Origin of the sequence: Cupriavidus sp. UME77 (assembly GCF_014170355.1) — a bacterium.
GTDB lineage: Bacteria > Pseudomonadota > Gammaproteobacteria > Burkholderiales > Burkholderiaceae > Cupriavidus > Cupriavidus basilensis.
The window spans coordinates 15,838-32,355 of sequence record NZ_LZZU01000039.1; the positions used below are offsets into that span (position 1 = coordinate 15,838).

A 16,518-nucleotide genomic window follows, 5' to 3' on the forward strand; every position below is an offset into this window, starting at 1 on the left:
CGGCCGCGCCATTGCGTCAGCCGCTTGCCGGCCTGGCGCGTTCAGATAACGGCTGGCCGCTACGCGCCGGCCTCGCATCCGTGCCCGGGCATCAGCCAAGGAAAGCCAACGTGAAACCAACCAACCGAGCCGTCGTCCTGTTTTTGTGGGCGGCACTGTACTTCTGCTCCGGCTACATCTCGCACAAGCTCAACGGCCCGTTCTCCGCCACTGGCTATATCTGGCTGCCGGCCGGCGTGACCGTGGCCGCGTTCATGCTGACGCCGATGCCGCGCTGGCTGCCGGTAGGGCTGGCGTTCTTCGCCGCGCAGATGCTGCTGGGCTGGGTGGAGGGGCGCGACACGCTGCGCCTGATGCTGTTCTCGCTCGACGAGATCGGTTGTGCGGCTGTGGGCGTGGCGCTGGTCAGGCGCACGCACTTCTCGCTCGAAGGGCTGGCCTTCGTGCGCGGCTTGCTGATCGCCGGGGTGGTCAGCAGCGCAGCCAGCGCGGCGGTGGGCGCGGGCTGGTTCACGATCATGCAGGACGTGCCGTTCTGGCGCACCGCGCGCGTCTGGGCCGCGGCCGACCTGGTGGGCGTGCTGATCGTCACGCCGGTGCTGGCGGGCTGGTCGCGCTTTCGCGCCATGCGCTCAGGCGGCATGAGCGGCGGCGATTTCCTGTTCGGCCTGGGCGCGTTCGCCGCGCTCGTGCTGACCACCTTCTTTATCTTCGACAACAAGAGCCTGGGCCCGCTGCCTGCCGGCGTGGTGTTTGCGCTGACCTATATCCCCCTGTTCTTCGCGGCAGTAGTGACGCTGCTGTGGGGCGGCCGGGGCGGCTCCGTCGCGGTGGCGATCCTGGCGCTGTTCGTGCTGGTCAATACCGGCCAGGGCGATGGCCCGTTCGCCGAAAGCGCGGCGCACCATGGCCGCTCGCTGATGGAGGCCCAGCTATACCTGGCCGTGGCCGCCCTGCTGACGCTGCTGATCAGCACGCTGCGCACCAGCCGCGAGCAACTGCACCTGCAGTCGGCGCAGCGCCAGAACGATGTCAAGCTGGCACTCGCGGCCAGCGGCCAGCTGGTCTATTGCCTGGACCCGCGCAGTGGCACGCTGCGCTGGAGCGGCGACGTGGAGCGCTCGCTGGGGGTACGAGAAGATACCTTCGGCAATCTCGACAACGTACTGGCTCACGTGCATGCCGATGACCGGTCCCGGGTGCGCGACCGCTGGCTGCGCGAAAGCGACGGCGACGGCGACGGGGGTAGCGCAACCCGCACCGACCTGCTCTTTCGCCTGATGCTGCCCGCGGGCGACTGCACCATGGTGCTGGATATGAGCAGCCCGCTGCTGGACGGCGACGAGACCGTGGCGGTCATTGCCGGCGCATGGCGCCTGCAAGGCGCGGCCGTGATCGAGGAGCGGGACGCAGCATGACGGCTCTCAAGGGCAGCGGCACGGGTGCCCTGCTCATCCACGGCTTGGGCGGCACGCAGTTCGACCTAGGCCCGATGCACAAGGCCCTGCGGCGCGCCGGGGTGGAAACCCACGCGGTGACGCTGCCAGGACACGCAGGCACGCCCGAGGACCTGGTGCCCGTGCGGGCCGAGCAATGGCTCGACACCGTCACGCAGGCATACGATGAGCTGGCCGGGCAGTACGAAACCTTTCACATCATGGGCATGTGCCTGGGCGGGCTTCTGGCCCTGGCGCTGGCCGAGCGCCGCCAGCACACCAAGGGCCGGCTGATCGCGCTGGCGGCCCCGGTCTACATCGACGGCTGGTCCACGCCCTGGTACCGCGCGCTGCGGCACCTGGTCTATCACATCCCTACGCTGCCAGCGCGCATGCGGGTGGAGGAAGACGAGCCGTTCGGCATCAAGAACGACCTCGTGCGCGCCATCGTCAAGGCCAAATTCGAACGCGGCGACAATTTCCACTACCGCTGGGTGCCGCTGGCCTGCATCCGGCAGGTGGACCGGCTGCGCGGCTGGGTGCTCGACGGCGCCCACCGCATCGCCTGCCCCACGCTGGTGGTGAACGCGCGCGAGGACGAGCTGACCAGCCTGCGTTCGGCCGACTTCCTGGAAGCCACGGTCCCCGACGTGCGCAAGGTGGTGGTGGAAAACAGCTATCACATGATCTGCGTGGACAACGACCGCGAGCAGGTGGTCAGCAACGTGCTCGAGTTCCTTGGCTTCGACCCGGCGCAGGCGCGCCGCCCGGCGCGGGCCAGGGTGGAAGTGCCGATGACCGAGGAAGCCGTCGCCGCCGTGGTGAACGAATACCTGCAAGCCCTCACCAGCGGGCAGTTCGAAGCATTGTTCCCGCTGCTGGAGCCCGGCGTGCGCTGGCGCCACCAGGGCGAGCATCCGCTGGCGGGCAGCTATGACGACCGCGACGCCGTCATCGGCATGTTTGCAAAGCTGGAGGCAATCGCCGGCAAGACGGTACGCATCGCCATCACCGCACCGCCGCGCATCGAGGGCGCCACCGCGCAGATCGACGTCTCGGCCTCCTCCGTCATGAACGGCGAGGCCCGGCACAGCCACGGCACGCAAACCCTGCGCATGCGCAACGGGCGCATCTGCGCGGTGACCTTCCGGCCGGCCGACAGCGCCGACAACGCGGTGAGCGCCACCGAGCCACTGCCAGCGCCCGCGGGCTAGAACACGCGGCCTAGCTGCAGGTACAGGTTCCACACCCCCTGCGGCGCCGCGGCAAAGCCGAAGTACAGCGGGCCGATCGCGCTATTGCCGCCGATAAACAGGCTGGCGCTGGTCTTGAACGGGCCATTGCCGAAATTCTTGCGCCGCAGCCAGACGTCCCCCGCCTCCAGGCTGGCGCCCACCACGGTGGTGCGCAGCCCGGGCAGGATGAACTCGTGCAGGTCGTTCAGGTAGGTCAGGCGGCCATACAGCAGGTAGTTGCCGGAGAACTGGTCCTGCGCGTAGGCCGAAAGATGCTGGAACCCGCCCAGCGTGAAGCCCAGGCCACCACTGACGCTGTTGTCGCTGCGGTGATCGCCATAGGTGGCTGCGGCCTCCGCCGCCAGGTTCAGGGTGTGCCGGCCGTAGCTGGTGGCCCAGAGCGCTTTGGCATGGGCATCGTTGAAGCGGTTGTCGGTGCCGCCGAAGGCCAGCTCATTGGTCGCCAGCAGGTAGTAGCCGGTGCGCGGGAACAGCGGGTCATCGAGCTGGTCGATGGTGAGCTGGGCGCGCATGGTCGGCTGGCGTACGCGTGCGTGCGGGAACAGCCGGCCAGTGCTGATCGGCAGGTTATAGACGGCCGAGTAATTGACCTGCTGGTAGTTCACGCCCGCGCGGAACTCGCCAAGGCGGCCCAGCGGCACACCCAGGTCCAGGCCGGCGACGGCGGTCTCGATCTGGTAGGCGGTCAGCGGATCGGTATTGCGGTTGGGCGCGGTGTCGCCGTACAGGTCGACGCGCTTGCGCCCGTATTCCGCGTACGGGGCGACATAGAAGCCCAGCCGGTCGAACACCGGCTGGCGCAGCTCGGTGTGCCACTTGGCCTGGGTGCTGCCCAGCACGATGTCATTGCGCCATTCCAGCCCGCCGGGCGTGATCCACGGATAGCGATGCCCCAGTTGCAGGTTGAACCCGCCCTGGCCGTTGAAGGTGTTGGACACGCCGAAGCCGAACAGCAGGAACTGCGGGCCCCAGGATTTCTGCTGCGCCTCGACCTTCAGCACATTGCGGCCGTCTTCGGTGACCAGTTCCTGCGCCACGCTCTCGAAATCCCCCGACGTGGAGAGCTGCGCCATCTCGCGGTTAAGCGTGACCGCGTCGTAGGTGTCGCCTTCGTTTACGCCCAGGTACTTGCGCACGAAGCTGGCCGGAATGCGGCCTTGCGACTGGATCTGGATGGCATCGATGCGCACCGGGCCCGCCACCGCCTGGCTGCTCTTGCGGGCCGCCAGGTAGCTCTGCCAGGCGTCCGCCGGCAGCGTCAGCGAAGCGAGCTTGGGCTCGGCCGCCAGCACCGCGTTCCAGCCGCCCTGGATGCCGTCGTTGGCGCGCGAGAAATCGGTGAAGGACAAGTCACCCAGCTGGGGCTCGATCAGCACGTCGCCCGGCTTGAGCAGCGCCTTTTGCGCGGCCACGTTCTGGTTGGTCAGGATGGTGACCATCTGCTGCGTCACCGCCGCCGGCGAGTCCAGGCTCTCGGGGTCATCCAGCGGCGAGGCGATATTGACCGCGATGATCACGTCGGCGCCCATGTCGCGCGCGAGCTGCACCGGCAGGTTGCTGACCAGCCCGCCATCGACCAGCACGCGCCCGTTCACCTTGATCGGCGCGAACAATCCCGGCACGGCCACGCTGGCGCGAATGGCGCGCGGCAGCGAGCCGTGGTCCAGCACGACAGGGGCGCCGGTGCCCAGGTCGGTGGCAATGGTGCGAAACGGCGTCGGCAGCTTGTCGAAGGCGTCGTCGGCCGGCAGATGCGGGGTCAGGTTCTGCAGCAGCGCCAGCAGGCGGTTGCCTTGGACCAGGCCGGTGGGGAACTTGATCTTGCCGTCACCGTAGCCGGCCGAGATGCCGATCGGATACTGGAGGTCGTCCTCGCGCTGCGCCTGCGGCAGTTCGGCGCGCTCGTTGCGGTCGAAGGCGATATCGCTCAGGTTGATGTGCGACAGCTTGGCCTCCAGCTCACCCGCCGACAAGCCGCTGGCGTACAGGCCGCCCACCACGGCGCCCATGCTGGTGGCCGCGATGCAGTCGATCGGCACATGCATTTTCTCCAGCGCCCGGATCACGCCGATATGCGCGTAGCCGCGCGCACCACCCCCGGACAGCACCAGGCACACCCGCGCTCGCTTGCCCGGCACGGCTGGGGGGACGGCTTCCTCGGCAACGTCGGTGGCAGCGTCCGTGGCAACGTCGGCGGTGGATTGCCTGGCCGGCTGCGCAGGGTGATCCGCGGCCCTGCCGGGCTGCGGCGCCAAGGCTAGCGCCGCCAATGCAAGCAGCATCGGCAGCACCTGACAACCGGACACCAGCGTGCGCAAGCGGCGCGCAATGCATGATAGAGAGCGGGACATGGACAAACCTGGGCAATCCGCGGCAAGACGGGACAAGACGGTGAAATCGCCGCGCACAGAGTTGGCGGGGAAGGTCGTCACGATAGGGCAATTGCCCGTCCTTGAACAGCGGCGCATGCGCCAGCGGAGTGCCGGTTGCCTAACCCGCGGGGCCGTCGCTGCCCCCGGGCGCCAAGCTGCCGCGCGGGTTGGCCGTGCAAACCCTCGGCGCAGAGCAGTTTGAAGCACATATTGCCGAGGGCGGTAAACGTATGCTGGATACAACATAGGGGACATGGCTACATGTGTTCCCACCCGTGCCCCGCCGTGTGCCCCCGTGTGCCCCCTATTCCAGCTTGATCCCCGCCGACTTGATCAACGGCCCCCACTTGGCCACCTCGGCATCGACGAAGCGCGCGAACGATGCACTGTCGCCCGCCTCCGGCTGCAGCCCGAGTCCGATCAGCTTGCTGCGCGTCTGCGCATCGGCCAGCACCGCGTTGGCGTCCCGGTTGAGCTGCTGCACGATGGCCGGCGGCGTGCCCGCCGGCGCCATCAGCCCGAACCAGCCGTAACCCACCACGCCGGGATAGCCTTGTTCGCCGAACGTGGGCGCGTCCGGATACACCGGCGTGCGCTGCTCGGCGGACACCGCGATCACGCGCAGCTTGCCGGCCTTGATAAATGGCAGCGCGGTGGTGATGGCGGTCAAGGTAGCGTCGACCCGCCCCGCAAGCAACTCGGTGTAGGCCGTGGAGTCGCCGCGGTAATGCACGTTGAGGCCCTTGAATTTCGCCTGGGCGGCGAAGAGCTCGGCGGTCAGGTGCGGCCCCGAGCCGATGCCCGGCGAGGCGAAAGTCACGCCGTCCTTCTTATCACGCGCCATGCGCACGAAATGCGCCACCGTGCGCACCGGCGAATCGGCGTTGACGATCAGGAATATCGGCCCGAGCACGCGTGGTCCTACTGCCACGAAGTCCTTGTGGATGTCGTAATGCTGGGAAAGCCCTGCCGCCGCGTTAATAGCAAACGGCGCCGCCGCCCACAACAGGGTGTAGCCGTCCGGCGTGGCGCGCGCGATCTGCTCGTTGGCCACGCGCGTGCCGGCGCCGGGCTTGTTCTCCACCACGAACTGCTGCTTGTACTTGCGGCTGAGCCCCTCGCTGAGCAAGCGCGCCGAGATGTCGTTGGAGCCGCCCGGGCCGTAGGGCGATACCAGGCGCACCGGATGCGACGGAAATTCCTCGGCCTGCGCCGGCGCCAGCGCACCGCAGCCCGCGGCCAGCAGCGCGGCGTTGCCGGCCACGCGCAGCACCAGCCTGCGCTTGTGCGAATTCAGTGTCATGACAGCTCCTTGACCGAAGCGGCAGCACCCGCCAGCGGGCGGATCGGCGGATAGACAAAGGTCTTGTCGAGATGCGCGGGCTGGGGCACGTAGAGCCGCAGCGTCACGTAGAACGGGCCTGCGGGCGCGGGCAGCCAGTTGCCTTCGTGCGCCGGGTCGGCCGGCGGCGTGGCCGACAGGCGCAGCCGCAGGCTGCCGTCCGGCGCGTAGCGCAGGCTCGGCGAGCGGTCGCCTAGCGAGTAGCGCCCCAGCGCGTTATCGACCAGCATGCAGTCGGCCTTGTCATACATGGTGAGCGACCAGAACGCGCCCACCTGCGGCAGCGCATCGGCCGGGAAGACCAGTTCGTAGCCGACGCGGCCATCGAGCGGCGCGCCTTCGCCGTCGCGGTCGGCCATCACGTACATCGCCTCTTGCACGCCGAGCGCGCCGATATAGTTGCGCGCCACCAGCGCGCGCTCGGCGAAACGCGTGCCGAACGATTCGCGGATTTCCACCGGCAGGGTCCAGCCGCCGCCGAGGTCGGACGGCAGCGGCGTCGCCAGTTCGGCAAGCACGGCCTGAATGGCGTCGCCCAGGCGGGCAAGCGCATCGTCGCCAAGCGCGGCCGCATCGCAATCCGCGCCAATGCCAAAAGGCGCAAAGCCTGCCACCAGCGCTGCCTCAGCCGGCGGCGGCGGGTTCTCGCTCAACGCCTGGTTGACCACCTCGGCATAGCGGCGCGGATCGCCCAGATGCTCGCCAGGCTGCATGCGCACATCGAAGGCCCGCGCGGCGCCCGCCCCGGCCAGCGTGCTCAGGCGGAACTGGTCCTGCAGCGCGTGCACGGCCGGGAGGTCGGCTTCGCCATCCACCAGCACGCGGCCGAGCAGCCACACCGCATCCGTGGGGCAAGCGATGGCGGTGGCGCCCGCCGGCACGTCGCCCTGCCAGTGCGGGCCATGCAGCAGGAAGCGGCCACGCCCGTTGCCCGTGGTGCGGGTGCCGATATAGCCAAAGGGATTGGTATAGAAATCGAGCAGGCCGAGCACATAGTAGCGGCCCAGGCTGTCGGGCACGTCCAGCAGCAGCGGCCCTTGCGACAGGTCCAGCCACGCGTTGCTGTAGAGCGTGTCGTTATTGGGCGTGACCACCTGGCGATGCTGCGGGCCAAGCAGCTGGCGCGTGTGAATGAAATGATTGATCCAGCGCACCGGGGCATCGGGCTGCTGCGCGGCAAACTCACCGGCGCTGTTGCGGCGCGGGCAGGTGGCGGCGCGCATGCGCGCCATTTCGTAAAGGGGTAGCGTGTAACGGATGGCGTCGAGGGCGGGCGCGGCGGGCACGCCGGATATGGTCTGGTGCATGGTGGCTTCCATAACTTGGTTGACTCAATCGATGCGGCGCACGGCCGGGATGGTGTACTGGCCTTGCAGGAAAGATGGCGCGGGATGGTAGAGCCGCAGGATCAGGTAGAACGAGCCGGCAGGCGCGGGCAGCCAGTTCTCCTGCTGCTGCGCTCGCGCGTGCGAGATGGGAATCACCAGGCTGCCATCGGCCTCCATGCGCAAGCCCGGCGTACGGTCGCCCACGGCGTAGCGGCCGATCTCGTTGGCGCTGAAGTAACGATCCTCGCCGTACAGCGACACCGACCAGAACGCTTGCGCGGGCGGCAGCATGCCGGGCGCGAAGCGCAGCTCGTAGCGGCGACGGCCATCGAGCGGCGCGCCGTCGGCATCGAAATCGGCCATCGCGTAGATCGCCTCGTCCGCGCGCAGGGCGCCCAGGCCCTTCATCGCGGTGCAGGCACGCTGCAGCCAGTCGTCGCCGTACATGCCCAGCTTCAGGCTGTAGCCCCAGCTCTTGCGGCCCTGGCTGCGGGTATGGGCCTCGATCACCGCCATGCCTTGCGCGTAGGCGCTTTCCAGCCCGGCCACGATGGCCGGGCGCAGTGCCGCGAAATCGGTCTCGTCTTCCAGCCGGATGCCGGCCTTGCGCAACAGCGTCAGGATGCCCAGTTCTTCGGCCGCCGGCGGGAACTCGCGCAGCGCGTTGAAGAGGTTATGGAAGAAGTCCAGCGCCGGCCGGCCGCTGTCTTGCCACTGGTCCACGCAGCGCGGACGCGCCGCGCCTGGCGTGCGGGTCAGCGCGAAGCCCTGCTCAAAGGCACGCGCCACCGGCAGGTCATCCGGCCCCTGCACCAGTACGCGGCCGAGCAGCCAGACCAGCGAGCTCGGGCATGACACCGCATGCGCGCCGCTGGCCTTCTGGCCCGGACCGACCAGCTCGATCTCGCCGCCTTCGGCAGCGACATTGCGTGGCCCCAGGTTCTCGAAGTTGTTGGTGTGCACGTCGAGCAGCTCGATCACGTAGTAGCGGCCCGCGTCGGGCAGCGGCGGAATGCGTAGCGTCACCGGGCCATCGGCCAGGTTGACCCAGCCGCAGAAGTACAGCAGGTCGTTGGCCGGGGTGACGATGTCGCGGTCCTCATGCGTCCACTGGCGCTCGCTGGCGGACAACGTGTTCATCGGCGCGCGGCCATAGCCGGTGGCGGCGCAAACCGAGGTCTGCAGGCGGCAGGTGCGCAGCGTCTCGATGAGCGCATAGCCATAGATCACCAGTGGCAGTGCTGCGCCGGCGACCAGCGCCTGCTGGGGGCTGGCGTGCGTGGCGGCGGGAGGGTTCATGTTCATGTGCGTTGGCTCCTGGCGGGTTATTCGAGGGCGGCGCCGCTCGACTTGACAAGGGCGGCCCAGGCGCGGACGTCGTCCTGCATCTGGGCGGCAAAGACGGCGCGCGGCTGCGGGGTGAAGCGCATGCCCAGCGTGGCGGCCTGCGCCTGCATGGCGGGTTCGGCCATGATGGCGTCGACCGCGCGCTCAAGGCGATCGAGGATGGGGGCCGGCGTGCGGGCCGGCGCGAACAACGCGTACCAGCTGTCGATGCGCAACGGCACGCCGGACTCGGCGAAGGTGGGCACATCGGGCAGCGCCACCGAGCGCTCCGAGCCGGTCACCGCCAGCGCCCGGACCTTGCCACTGCGGATCAACGGCAAGGTGCCGGCCAGGTCGGACATGGCCACCGGCAGCGTGCCGCCCATCACATCGGTCAGCATCGGGCTCACGCCCTTGTAGGGAATGTGGCGCAGATGGATGCCGCTGCTGACGTTGAGGCTCTCGCCGGCCAGGTGGCCACCGGAGCCGGGGCCCCAGGAACCATAGGTGAGGTCAGCGCCTGGACGCTTGGCGGCTGCGATCAGCGCCGGCAGGTCCTTGCCCGTGAACGCCGGACCTGCCACCAGCACGTTGCCGCCGTAGGCCAGCCGGCCCACCGGCACGAAATCGCGCACGGGATCGTAGGGCAGACGGGGGAAGATCGCCGGCGCGATGGCATGCGTGGCGGAGATGCCGAGCAACAGCGTGTAGCCGTCCGGCGCGGCGCGCGCCACCTGGGCCGAGCCAATGGTGCCGGTGGCGCCCGCCACGTTTTCCACCAGCACGGTGCCGCCCAGCGCGGTCGACAGCTTGGCGGCCACCAGCCGCCCGATGACGTCGGTGCCGCCGCCCGGCGGAAAGGGCACCACCAGGCGGATCGGCTTGTCAGGATATTTCGTGGCTTGCGGTGGTGCGGCGTGCGCCGGTGTGGCGGCCAGCGCCGTCAGCATCACGACGGCGAGAGCGCCCGCCGCCGGCGCGCGCGCGGTCCTTGCAGCTTGTAAATGCATGATGGTTGTCTCCAGTTGTTGTTGCCCATCCGCGCGTCCGGTCTGTGCCGGTATCGGGTGGCGCGGTGGGGTCAAGCTTCCTTGCTACGCCATCGCGGTCATGCCCCCGGTCCGCCCGCCGGCAGCAAGGTGATCACGGCGTCCGCCGCCACCGCGCCATCGGCGCCGATGATGAACGGGTTGATCTCCAGTGTGTCGAGCCGTGGCCCCAGCGCCGCGGCCACCTTCGACACGCGCACCAGCAAGTCGGCTGCCTGCGCCAGCGGCAGCACCGGGTTGCCGCGATGGCCGGCGAACAGTACCGCCGCGCGGCTCCGCTCGAGCATGGCGCGGGCGCGCTCTGGCGACAACGGCGCCAGGCCGAAGGCCATTTGCCGGAAGATCTCCACGGCGGTGCCGCCGATGCCGGCCAGCACCACCAGCCCGAACACCGGATCGCGCCGCACGCCCACCATCAGCTCGCCCCAGCCGCGCACCATGCGGGCCACCAGCACGCCCTCGAAAGGCAGGCTGGCGCCGGCCCGGGCCAGCGCCGCCTGCATCGCGGCAAAGGCCTTGCGCACCGCGGCGTCGTCCGTCAGGTTGAGCGCCACGCCGCCTACGTCGCTCTTGTGCAGCACCTGTGCCGAGCACAGCTTTACCGCCACCGGGTAGCCGATGCGCTGCGCCAGCGCCACGGCTTCATCGGCGTCACGCGCGAGTCCGTGCGCGGCCACTGGCACGCCGGCGTCCGCCAGCAGCCGCATGGCGTCGAACTCGGACAGCGCCCTGGCATCGTCCGGCACATCGCACAGGAGCGCGGCGACCGGCGCCGCGGCCTCGGCAACTGGCGTGCTCGCGGCGGCTTCCCATGCTGCCGCGCGGGCCAGCGCGGCCACGGCCTCGATGGCGTGGGCAGGTTCGCGGAACACCAGGCAGCCATGCGCTTCCAGCCACGCCCGCTTGTCGTCGTCGACCACGCCGGAAAGCAGCAACGGCGCGGCGCGCTTGTCCTCATGCAGCGCGGCGATGGTGCGCTGTAGTTCTTCCCACAAGCGCGGCGCGTTGGCGCCACCGGCGAGGAAGGCCACCACGCTGCCGTACTCGCCGCAGGTGGCCACGCCGGCCATCGCGTCGAGCAGCACGGCGGGCTGGGCCACCACCTGCCCCGTCACATCGATCGGGTTGGCAGTGCTGGCAAAGGGGATGCTCATGCGCAGCGCCTTGGCGGCGGCCGCGGGCATGGGCGGCATGGGCATGCCAAGCTCTTCGGCGCGATCGGCCATCATGATGCCAACGCCGCCGGACACGGTGACGATGGCTACCGGCGCCACCGCGTCGGCCATCAACCCGCTCGGGCTGTCCCAGCGCGCCGGCCGGCGCCCGCGCGACAGCGTGTAGCCGAGGCGGAAGAAGTCCTCGAGCGTATGGGCGCGATGCACGCCGTACTCGTCGAACACCGCCTGGTACACCGCGTCTTCTCCTGCCAGGCTGGCCGTGTGCGACTGCGCCGAACGCGCGCCTGCCTCGGTGGTGCCCACCTTGGTGATCACCACCGGCTTGCCGGCGGCACGCGCGGCAGCCAGCGCCTGGCGCAAGCGCGCGCCATCGCGGCAGCCTTCCATATACGCCAGGATCACGCGGGTATCTTTGTCCTGCGCCATCCACTCGATCACATCGGCCACCTGCAGGCCGGCCTCGTTGCCAGTGGTCACCCAATGGCTCAAGCCCAGCCCGGCCTCGCGCGCCAGTGCAAAGGCATAGGCGCCAAACGCGCCGCTCTGGCTGACCAGCCCCACGTCGCCCGCAGGCGGCACGCCAGTCAGCGGGATCGGCGAGAAGGTGGCAAACATGCGCTCGCGCAAATTCATCACGCCCAGGCAATTGGGACCGAGCAGGGCCACGCCGTGGCGGCGCGCGCTCTCGGCCAGCGCCACTTGCATGGCCAGGCCCTCATCGCCCACTTCGGCAAAGCCCGAGGTAAAGAAGATCGCGGCGCGCGTGCCGCTTCGCGCCAGTTGCGCCATCACGGATTCCGTCGCCACCGCCGGCACCGCCACGATGGCCAGGTCGACGGGCTGGCCAATGGCAGCCAGCGTCGCGTAAGCAGGCAAGCCCTGGATCTCGCCGGCGGTGGGATGCACGGGAAATATACGCCCGGCGTAGCCGAGCTCGCGCAGCAGGCGAATCGGCATGCCGCCCACCTTCTCGGGCTGCGTGGACGCGCCGATTACCGCGACCGAACGCGGTTTCAGCAGGAAATCTAGATTGGGCATGGCGTTGTCTCCGGATGGCCTTGAATGGCTAGTCTTGTTTGCGCCTGTGCCGGCGCTGTGTGTGGCTTCGTATGCGTTCGTGCAGCTTCGTGTGCCTTGCTCTGCCGGCCGGGCTATTGCCGCAGGCCCGTCATGGATTCGATGGTGCGGGTCATCTCCATGAGCAGCGGCGCGATCTTCTTTTCCAGCATGCCGCGCCGCATTTGCGAGCCGGCGATCGCGCAGTTGAACAGCAGCGGGCGGTTCAGGTAGACGATGCGCGAGTACACGCCCACGCCATGCACGCCGCTGCCGGCGTCGCCTTCATTGATGGCAAAGCCGCGCTTGGGGTAATGCGCCACGTTGTGGCAAATGGTGTCGTAGCAGGCGGCGTACTCCTCGGCGCGCTCGTGGCGCGCGGCCTGCATCAGTTGCTCGAACTCGCTCTTGGAAAGCGTGCACAGGAAGGCACGGCCCATCGCCGTGCTCAGCACCGAGCGCACCGCGCCCACACCGGGGCGCGCCGCGGTGCCCTCGTGATGCGTGCAGCTCTGCAGGTAGGTCACGTCCAGCCGATGTGCCACGCCCATCGATACGGCGCCTTCGATACGATCCGCCAGCGCCTGCATCAGCGGGCGTGCCACATGACGCACCGGCAGCCCGGCCAGGTAGGGATAACCCAGGGCCAGCACCTGGGCGCCGACGAAATACTTGTCGAGCTTGGGGTCCCAATCCAGGTAGCCCAGCTCGAACAGCGTGCGGCAGATGCGCGACACCGTGGCGCGTGGCATCTGCAGGCGCTCGGCGAGCTCGCCGTTGCCAAGCGGACGCGGCTCGTCGATAAAGCAGCGCAGCAAGGCAAAGCCCTTGGCCAGCAAGCCACCGAAGGACGGGTCCTCTTTCCTGCGCTCGGCTATGAACTGTTCGACCGACGTGTTCATCTTGTCTCCTTGCACCGCAGTGTGGGCGGCGTCATTTTCTGTGTCAAAGAACGGAATGTATTTCCACATATTGGAAATGTAGACCGTTTCTTGACGAAACGCCGTGGTAACCATATGGTTCACAAAACCGAATCAGAATTCGCATACGGAATTAACATGGCCCTCTCGTCCTCTGCTGCGTCCCCCGCCAAGCCGTCCAAGGGGACTTCCGCATTCCCTACCGTAGCGACCCCGTCGATCCTGCAGCCACCGCGCCAGCGCCGTGCGCGCGAGACCGAGCAGGCCCTGCTGGACGCCGGCCGCGAGCTGCTCGCGCAGCGGGATTTTTCGGCGGTGTCGGTTGCCCAGATCGCCTCAGCCTGCGAAGTGTCGGTCGGGGCTTTCTACGGCCGCTTCCGCGACAAGCAGGCGTTCTTCGAATCCCTGCGCGCGCTGGTGATGCAGGAAACCGGCGATTCCGTGGCGCGCTACCTGCGCGTGGAACGCTGGGAAGACGTGCCCACCGATGTGATGCTGGAAAAAATCATGCGCTACGTGGTGCTCGGCTGCCATGCCAACCGCGGCGTGATCAAGGCATCGCTCAAGCACGCCTCCGTCCGCCCGGAAGAGTGGCTGCCGCATCGCGAAAGCGGGCAAGACGTGGTGGAACGCATGGTGGCGCTGCTGGTGCCGCGCATGGCGGTGCCGCCGGAGCAGGCGGAGATGCGCGTGCGCTTTGCCATGCAAGCCGTGTTCAGCATCGTGGTCAATGCCATCCTCAACGACGCCGGCCCGCTGCCGCTCGACGACGAACGGCTGCCCGGCGAGATGACCCGGCTGGTAGCCAGCTACCTGGCGCTGCCGGCCTGACGCCGTAGCGCCACAACGCGCGGTCCCGCGCGCTCTTTCCCGTCTCAAAGCCTGACCCGATATCGGCGCGCGCATTTTGCTCGGAGCGCGCGCCGGATCCTATAGAACCCCGAGGAGACAAGACATGACAATTCGCAGCCCGTTCTGCGGGAAGGCGGCCGTCCTGCTGGCCTGCGCCTGCGCGGCACTGCTGCCGCTGGCAGCCCAGGCGCAAGCCAGCTATCCCGCCAAGCCCTTGCACCTGATCGTGCCCTACCCGGCCGGCGGCCTCACCGACACGCTCTCGCGCACGCTGGCCGAGGGCCTGGGCAAACGGCTGGGACAAACCGTGGTGGTGGAGAACAAAGGCGGCGCCGGCGGCATCATCGGCACCGACTATGTGGCCAAGTCGGCGCCCGATGGCTACACACTGCTGCTGACCATCCCCGGTCCCATCACCGCCAATCTCGCCCTCTACAAGAAACTGCCCTACGACCCGCGCACGGACCTGCGCCAGGTGTCCGACATCGCCATGGCGCGCACGGTGCTAGCCGTCAACGCCACGCTGCCGGTGAAGACCGTGGCGGAACTGATCGCTTATGCCAAGAAGGAACCCGGCAAGCTGCGCATGGGCTCCTGGGGCCCGGGCACGCAGCCGCACACCATCCAGGCCTACCTGGATAAAACCTACGGCGTCGATATCCTGCACGTGCCGTATCGCGGCGAAGGCCCGATGGTGAGCGACCTGCTCGCCGGCCAGGTCAACATGACGGTTGGCTCGGTGACCTCGCTCAAGCAGCACTTCGCCAGCGGCAAGCTGCGAGCGCTGGCCGTCACCGGCACCCGGCGCGCCAAGGCCTTGCCCGACGTGCCGACCTTTGCCGAAGCCGGCTATCCCGACGAGCCGTACAAGCTGACCGGCCCCATCACGCTGCTGGTCCCGGCACGCACGCCCAGCGACATCGTCGAGCGCCTGGGCCGCGAGGTGAGCGCACTGGTCAAGACGCCGGAGATCAGCCAGCGCATCGAGGACATGGGCGCGGAGCCGATCGGCAACCTGCCGGCAGAAGCCGTGGCGGCCTACAAGGCCTATCTGCCAGGCGTGCTCAAGCTGACCGCGGACACCGGCGTCACGCTGGACTAAGGCCGGGCTGAGGCCGGACTAAGGCTGGACTGACCCTGCCGCTGCGCAACGTGATAGTGCAGCGGGATAATGCAGCGCGGCAATGACCGCTATGAATCCGGCGCGGCTTAGCTTGGCCGCCGCGGCCGGCACTCATACAATGGCTGCACCTCGCGCGGCGCCCCCGCGTTCGCGTGCCGATTCCCGTTTTACCGCTTCCCGGGTGCCCACCGGCGCCGACATCACGCATGGCAACGCTCTTCCTGGTACGGCACGGTCAAGCCTCGTTCGGCGCCGCCAACTACGACTGCCTCTCCGACACCGGCCGACAACAGGCCCGCTGGCTGGGCGAGTACTTCCGCGAGCGCGGCGTCACGTTCAAGCGGGTAGTTGCAGGCTCGCTAGTGCGCCAGCAGGACACCGCGCTGGAGATCCTGGCCGGCATGGGGGCCAGCGATGTGCCGGTCCAGACGAACATCGAAACCCACCTCGGCCTTAACGAATACGATGGCGAAGCGCTGTATCGCAGCCATACCGGTGGGGCGGATCATCGCGCGCACCAGAACGCTGACTACAACGACTACTGGCGCACATTCCGCGCGGCATATCAGGCCTGGACGCTGGATCAGCTGGTGGGCATGCCGGAATCATGGGCGGAGTTTGGCGGGCGGATCCGCGATAGCTTGTTGCATGCCACGCAAGGAGCTTCGCGGGAGGACGCGGTGTTGGTTGTCAGTTCTGGCGGGGCGATCGGGCGGGCTACCGCGGATTTGCTGGGTGCGCCGGCGCAGACTGCGATCGAGTTGAATTTGCAGTTTCGGAATACGGCGTTTTGCGAGATTATTTCTGGGCGCGGGATGCAGAGGTTGCTTAGTTTTAATAGTTTGCCGCATTTGGATCGGGTTGATCGGCGGGATGCGATTACGTTTGCTTGAGGGGGCCGGGCTGAGGTTGGCTGGCGATTTTGGTCGGTTTTTCTGCGGCGTTGGCCATTGGGCCCAAGGGCAGCACATTGGGCTCTTGTTGCTTGATTGCGCTTTTATTTTGCGGTGTTGGTTTTTGCACCCAAGGGCCATACGACATCCCCCTGCGGGGGCTGCCGGTCACTTATATGAACGCGCCCCGGTTTGCTAGGTAAACGTTACGCGATGCTTGATCAGGGTTGGTTGCAGACTTATATCCGGCCTAGTGCAGGCCAAGCCTGCGGCCCCGATGGAATTCGCCAAGAGCGGCCCTCTCCTCTTCAGCGTGCTCGAAGCACCAGTGACCGATCAGGGTTCAGCTCTTGCGGTCCAACCTGTCTTGCCATCTCGTTCATCTAC

The 16,518-nt window shown here is 68.1% G+C and carries 12 protein-coding genes; 5 read left to right on the top strand and 7 right to left on the bottom strand.

Annotation, left to right across the window (positions count from 1 at the left end; all coding sequences use genetic code 11):
- The first annotated feature begins 110 nt into the window (after window positions 1-110).
- Window positions 111-1,418 carry an MASE1 domain-containing protein gene (locus A9975_RS14825; protein ID WP_183033456.1) on the top strand — a complete coding sequence of 436 codons (1,308 nt, stop codon included), beginning with the start codon at window positions 111-113 and terminating at the stop codon, window positions 1,416-1,418.
- Window positions 1,415-2,650: an alpha/beta fold hydrolase gene (locus A9975_RS14830; protein ID WP_183033457.1), complete on the top strand. Its 1,236-nt coding sequence runs from the start codon at window positions 1,415-1,417 to the stop codon at window positions 2,648-2,650. Before A9975_RS14825 ends, A9975_RS14830 begins: the two co-directional genes overlap by 4 nt.
- On the opposite strand, the gene A9975_RS14835 is transcribed toward A9975_RS14830, so the two are convergent.
- From A9975_RS14835 to A9975_RS14865, 7 genes are all read right to left on the bottom strand, one after another.
- A complete protein-coding gene (locus A9975_RS14835; RefSeq protein WP_183033465.1) occupies window positions 2,647-4,974 on the bottom strand; it encodes a patatin-like phospholipase family protein in 2,328 nt (775 codons plus the stop codon). The genes A9975_RS14830 and A9975_RS14835 overlap by 4 nt on opposite strands.
- Before the next feature lie 394 nt (window positions 4,975-5,368).
- Window positions 5,369-6,367 carry a tripartite tricarboxylate transporter substrate binding protein gene (locus A9975_RS14840; RefSeq protein ID WP_183033458.1) on the bottom strand — a complete coding sequence of 333 codons (999 nt, stop codon included), beginning with the start codon at window positions 6,365-6,367 and terminating at the stop codon, window positions 5,369-5,371.
- Window positions 6,364-7,713 (bottom strand): DUF1254 domain-containing protein, encoded by a 1,350-nt coding sequence (locus A9975_RS14845; RefSeq protein ID WP_255503235.1) that lies wholly within the window; start codon window positions 7,711-7,713, stop codon window positions 6,364-6,366. The genes A9975_RS14840 and A9975_RS14845 overlap by 4 nt, the downstream gene beginning before the upstream one ends.
- A gap of 24 nt (window positions 7,714-7,737) precedes the next feature.
- Complete coding sequence (locus A9975_RS14850) at window positions 7,738-9,033, bottom strand: DUF1254 domain-containing protein (protein WP_183033466.1); 1,296 nt, start codon at window positions 9,031-9,033, stop codon at window positions 7,738-7,740.
- A gap of 26 nt (window positions 9,034-9,059) precedes the next feature.
- On the bottom strand, window positions 9,060-10,070 hold the full coding sequence (locus tag A9975_RS14855) for a tripartite tricarboxylate transporter substrate binding protein (protein ID WP_255503236.1): 1,011 nt from the start codon (window positions 10,068-10,070) through the stop codon (window positions 9,060-9,062).
- Window positions 10,071-10,168: 98 nt separating this feature from the next.
- Entirely contained in the window at window positions 10,169-12,325 is a 2,157-nt protein-coding gene (locus A9975_RS14860; RefSeq protein ID WP_183033460.1) for an acetate--CoA ligase family protein, read from the bottom strand.
- 113 nt (window positions 12,326-12,438) lie between these two features.
- Entirely contained in the window at window positions 12,439-13,245 is an 807-nt protein-coding gene (locus A9975_RS14865) for an IclR family transcriptional regulator (protein ID WP_150985276.1), read from the bottom strand.
- Between the two features lie 156 nt (window positions 13,246-13,401).
- Between A9975_RS14865 and A9975_RS14870 the strand changes: the two genes are divergently transcribed.
- From A9975_RS14870 to A9975_RS14880, 3 genes are all read left to right on the top strand, one after another.
- Window positions 13,402-14,094: a TetR/AcrR family transcriptional regulator gene (locus A9975_RS14870; protein ID WP_183033461.1), complete on the top strand. Its 693-nt coding sequence runs from the start codon at window positions 13,402-13,404 to the stop codon at window positions 14,092-14,094.
- Between the two features lie 124 nt (window positions 14,095-14,218).
- Entirely contained in the window at window positions 14,219-15,217 is a 999-nt protein-coding gene (locus A9975_RS14875; protein WP_183033462.1) for a tripartite tricarboxylate transporter substrate binding protein, read from the top strand.
- 227 nt (window positions 15,218-15,444) lie between these two features.
- On the top strand, window positions 15,445-16,131 hold the full coding sequence (locus A9975_RS14880) for a histidine phosphatase family protein (RefSeq protein WP_183033463.1): 687 nt from the start codon (window positions 15,445-15,447) through the stop codon (window positions 16,129-16,131).
- The last annotated feature ends 387 nt before the right edge of the window (window positions 16,132-16,518 follow it).

What these genes read in the sequence shown, in the direction of transcription:
- A9975_RS14845 (WP_255503235.1), bottom strand. Translation starts at nt 7,713, where the DNA reads ATGCACCAGACCATATCCGGCGTGCCCGCCGCGCCCGCCCTCGACGCC.
- A9975_RS14840 (WP_183033458.1), bottom strand. Translation starts at nt 6,367, where the DNA reads ATGACACTGAATTCGCACAAGCGCAGGCTGGTGCTGCGCGTGGCCGGC.
- A9975_RS14835 (WP_183033465.1), bottom strand. Translation starts at nt 4,974, where the DNA reads ATGCTGCTTGCATTGGCGGCGCTAGCCTTGGCGCCGCAGCCCGGCAGG.
- A9975_RS14860 (WP_183033460.1), bottom strand. Translation starts at nt 12,325, where the DNA reads ATGCCCAATCTAGATTTCCTGCTGAAACCGCGTTCGGTCGCGGTAATC.
- A9975_RS14830 (WP_183033457.1), top strand. Translation starts at nt 1,415, where the DNA reads ATGACGGCTCTCAAGGGCAGCGGCACGGGTGCCCTGCTCATCCACGGC.
- A9975_RS14855 (WP_255503236.1), bottom strand. Translation starts at nt 10,070, where the DNA reads ATGCATTTACAAGCTGCAAGGACCGCGCGCGCGCCGGCGGCGGGCGCT.
- A9975_RS14875 (WP_183033462.1), top strand. Translation starts at nt 14,219, where the DNA reads ATGACAATTCGCAGCCCGTTCTGCGGGAAGGCGGCCGTCCTGCTGGCC.
- A9975_RS14870 (WP_183033461.1), top strand. Translation starts at nt 13,402, where the DNA reads ATGGCCCTCTCGTCCTCTGCTGCGTCCCCCGCCAAGCCGTCCAAGGGG.
- A9975_RS14850 (WP_183033466.1), bottom strand. Translation starts at nt 9,033, where the DNA reads ATGAACCCTCCCGCCGCCACGCACGCCAGCCCCCAGCAGGCGCTGGTC.
- A9975_RS14880 (WP_183033463.1), top strand. Translation starts at nt 15,445, where the DNA reads ATGGCAACGCTCTTCCTGGTACGGCACGGTCAAGCCTCGTTCGGCGCC.
- A9975_RS14865 (WP_150985276.1), bottom strand. Translation starts at nt 13,245, where the DNA reads ATGAACACGTCGGTCGAACAGTTCATAGCCGAGCGCAGGAAAGAGGAC.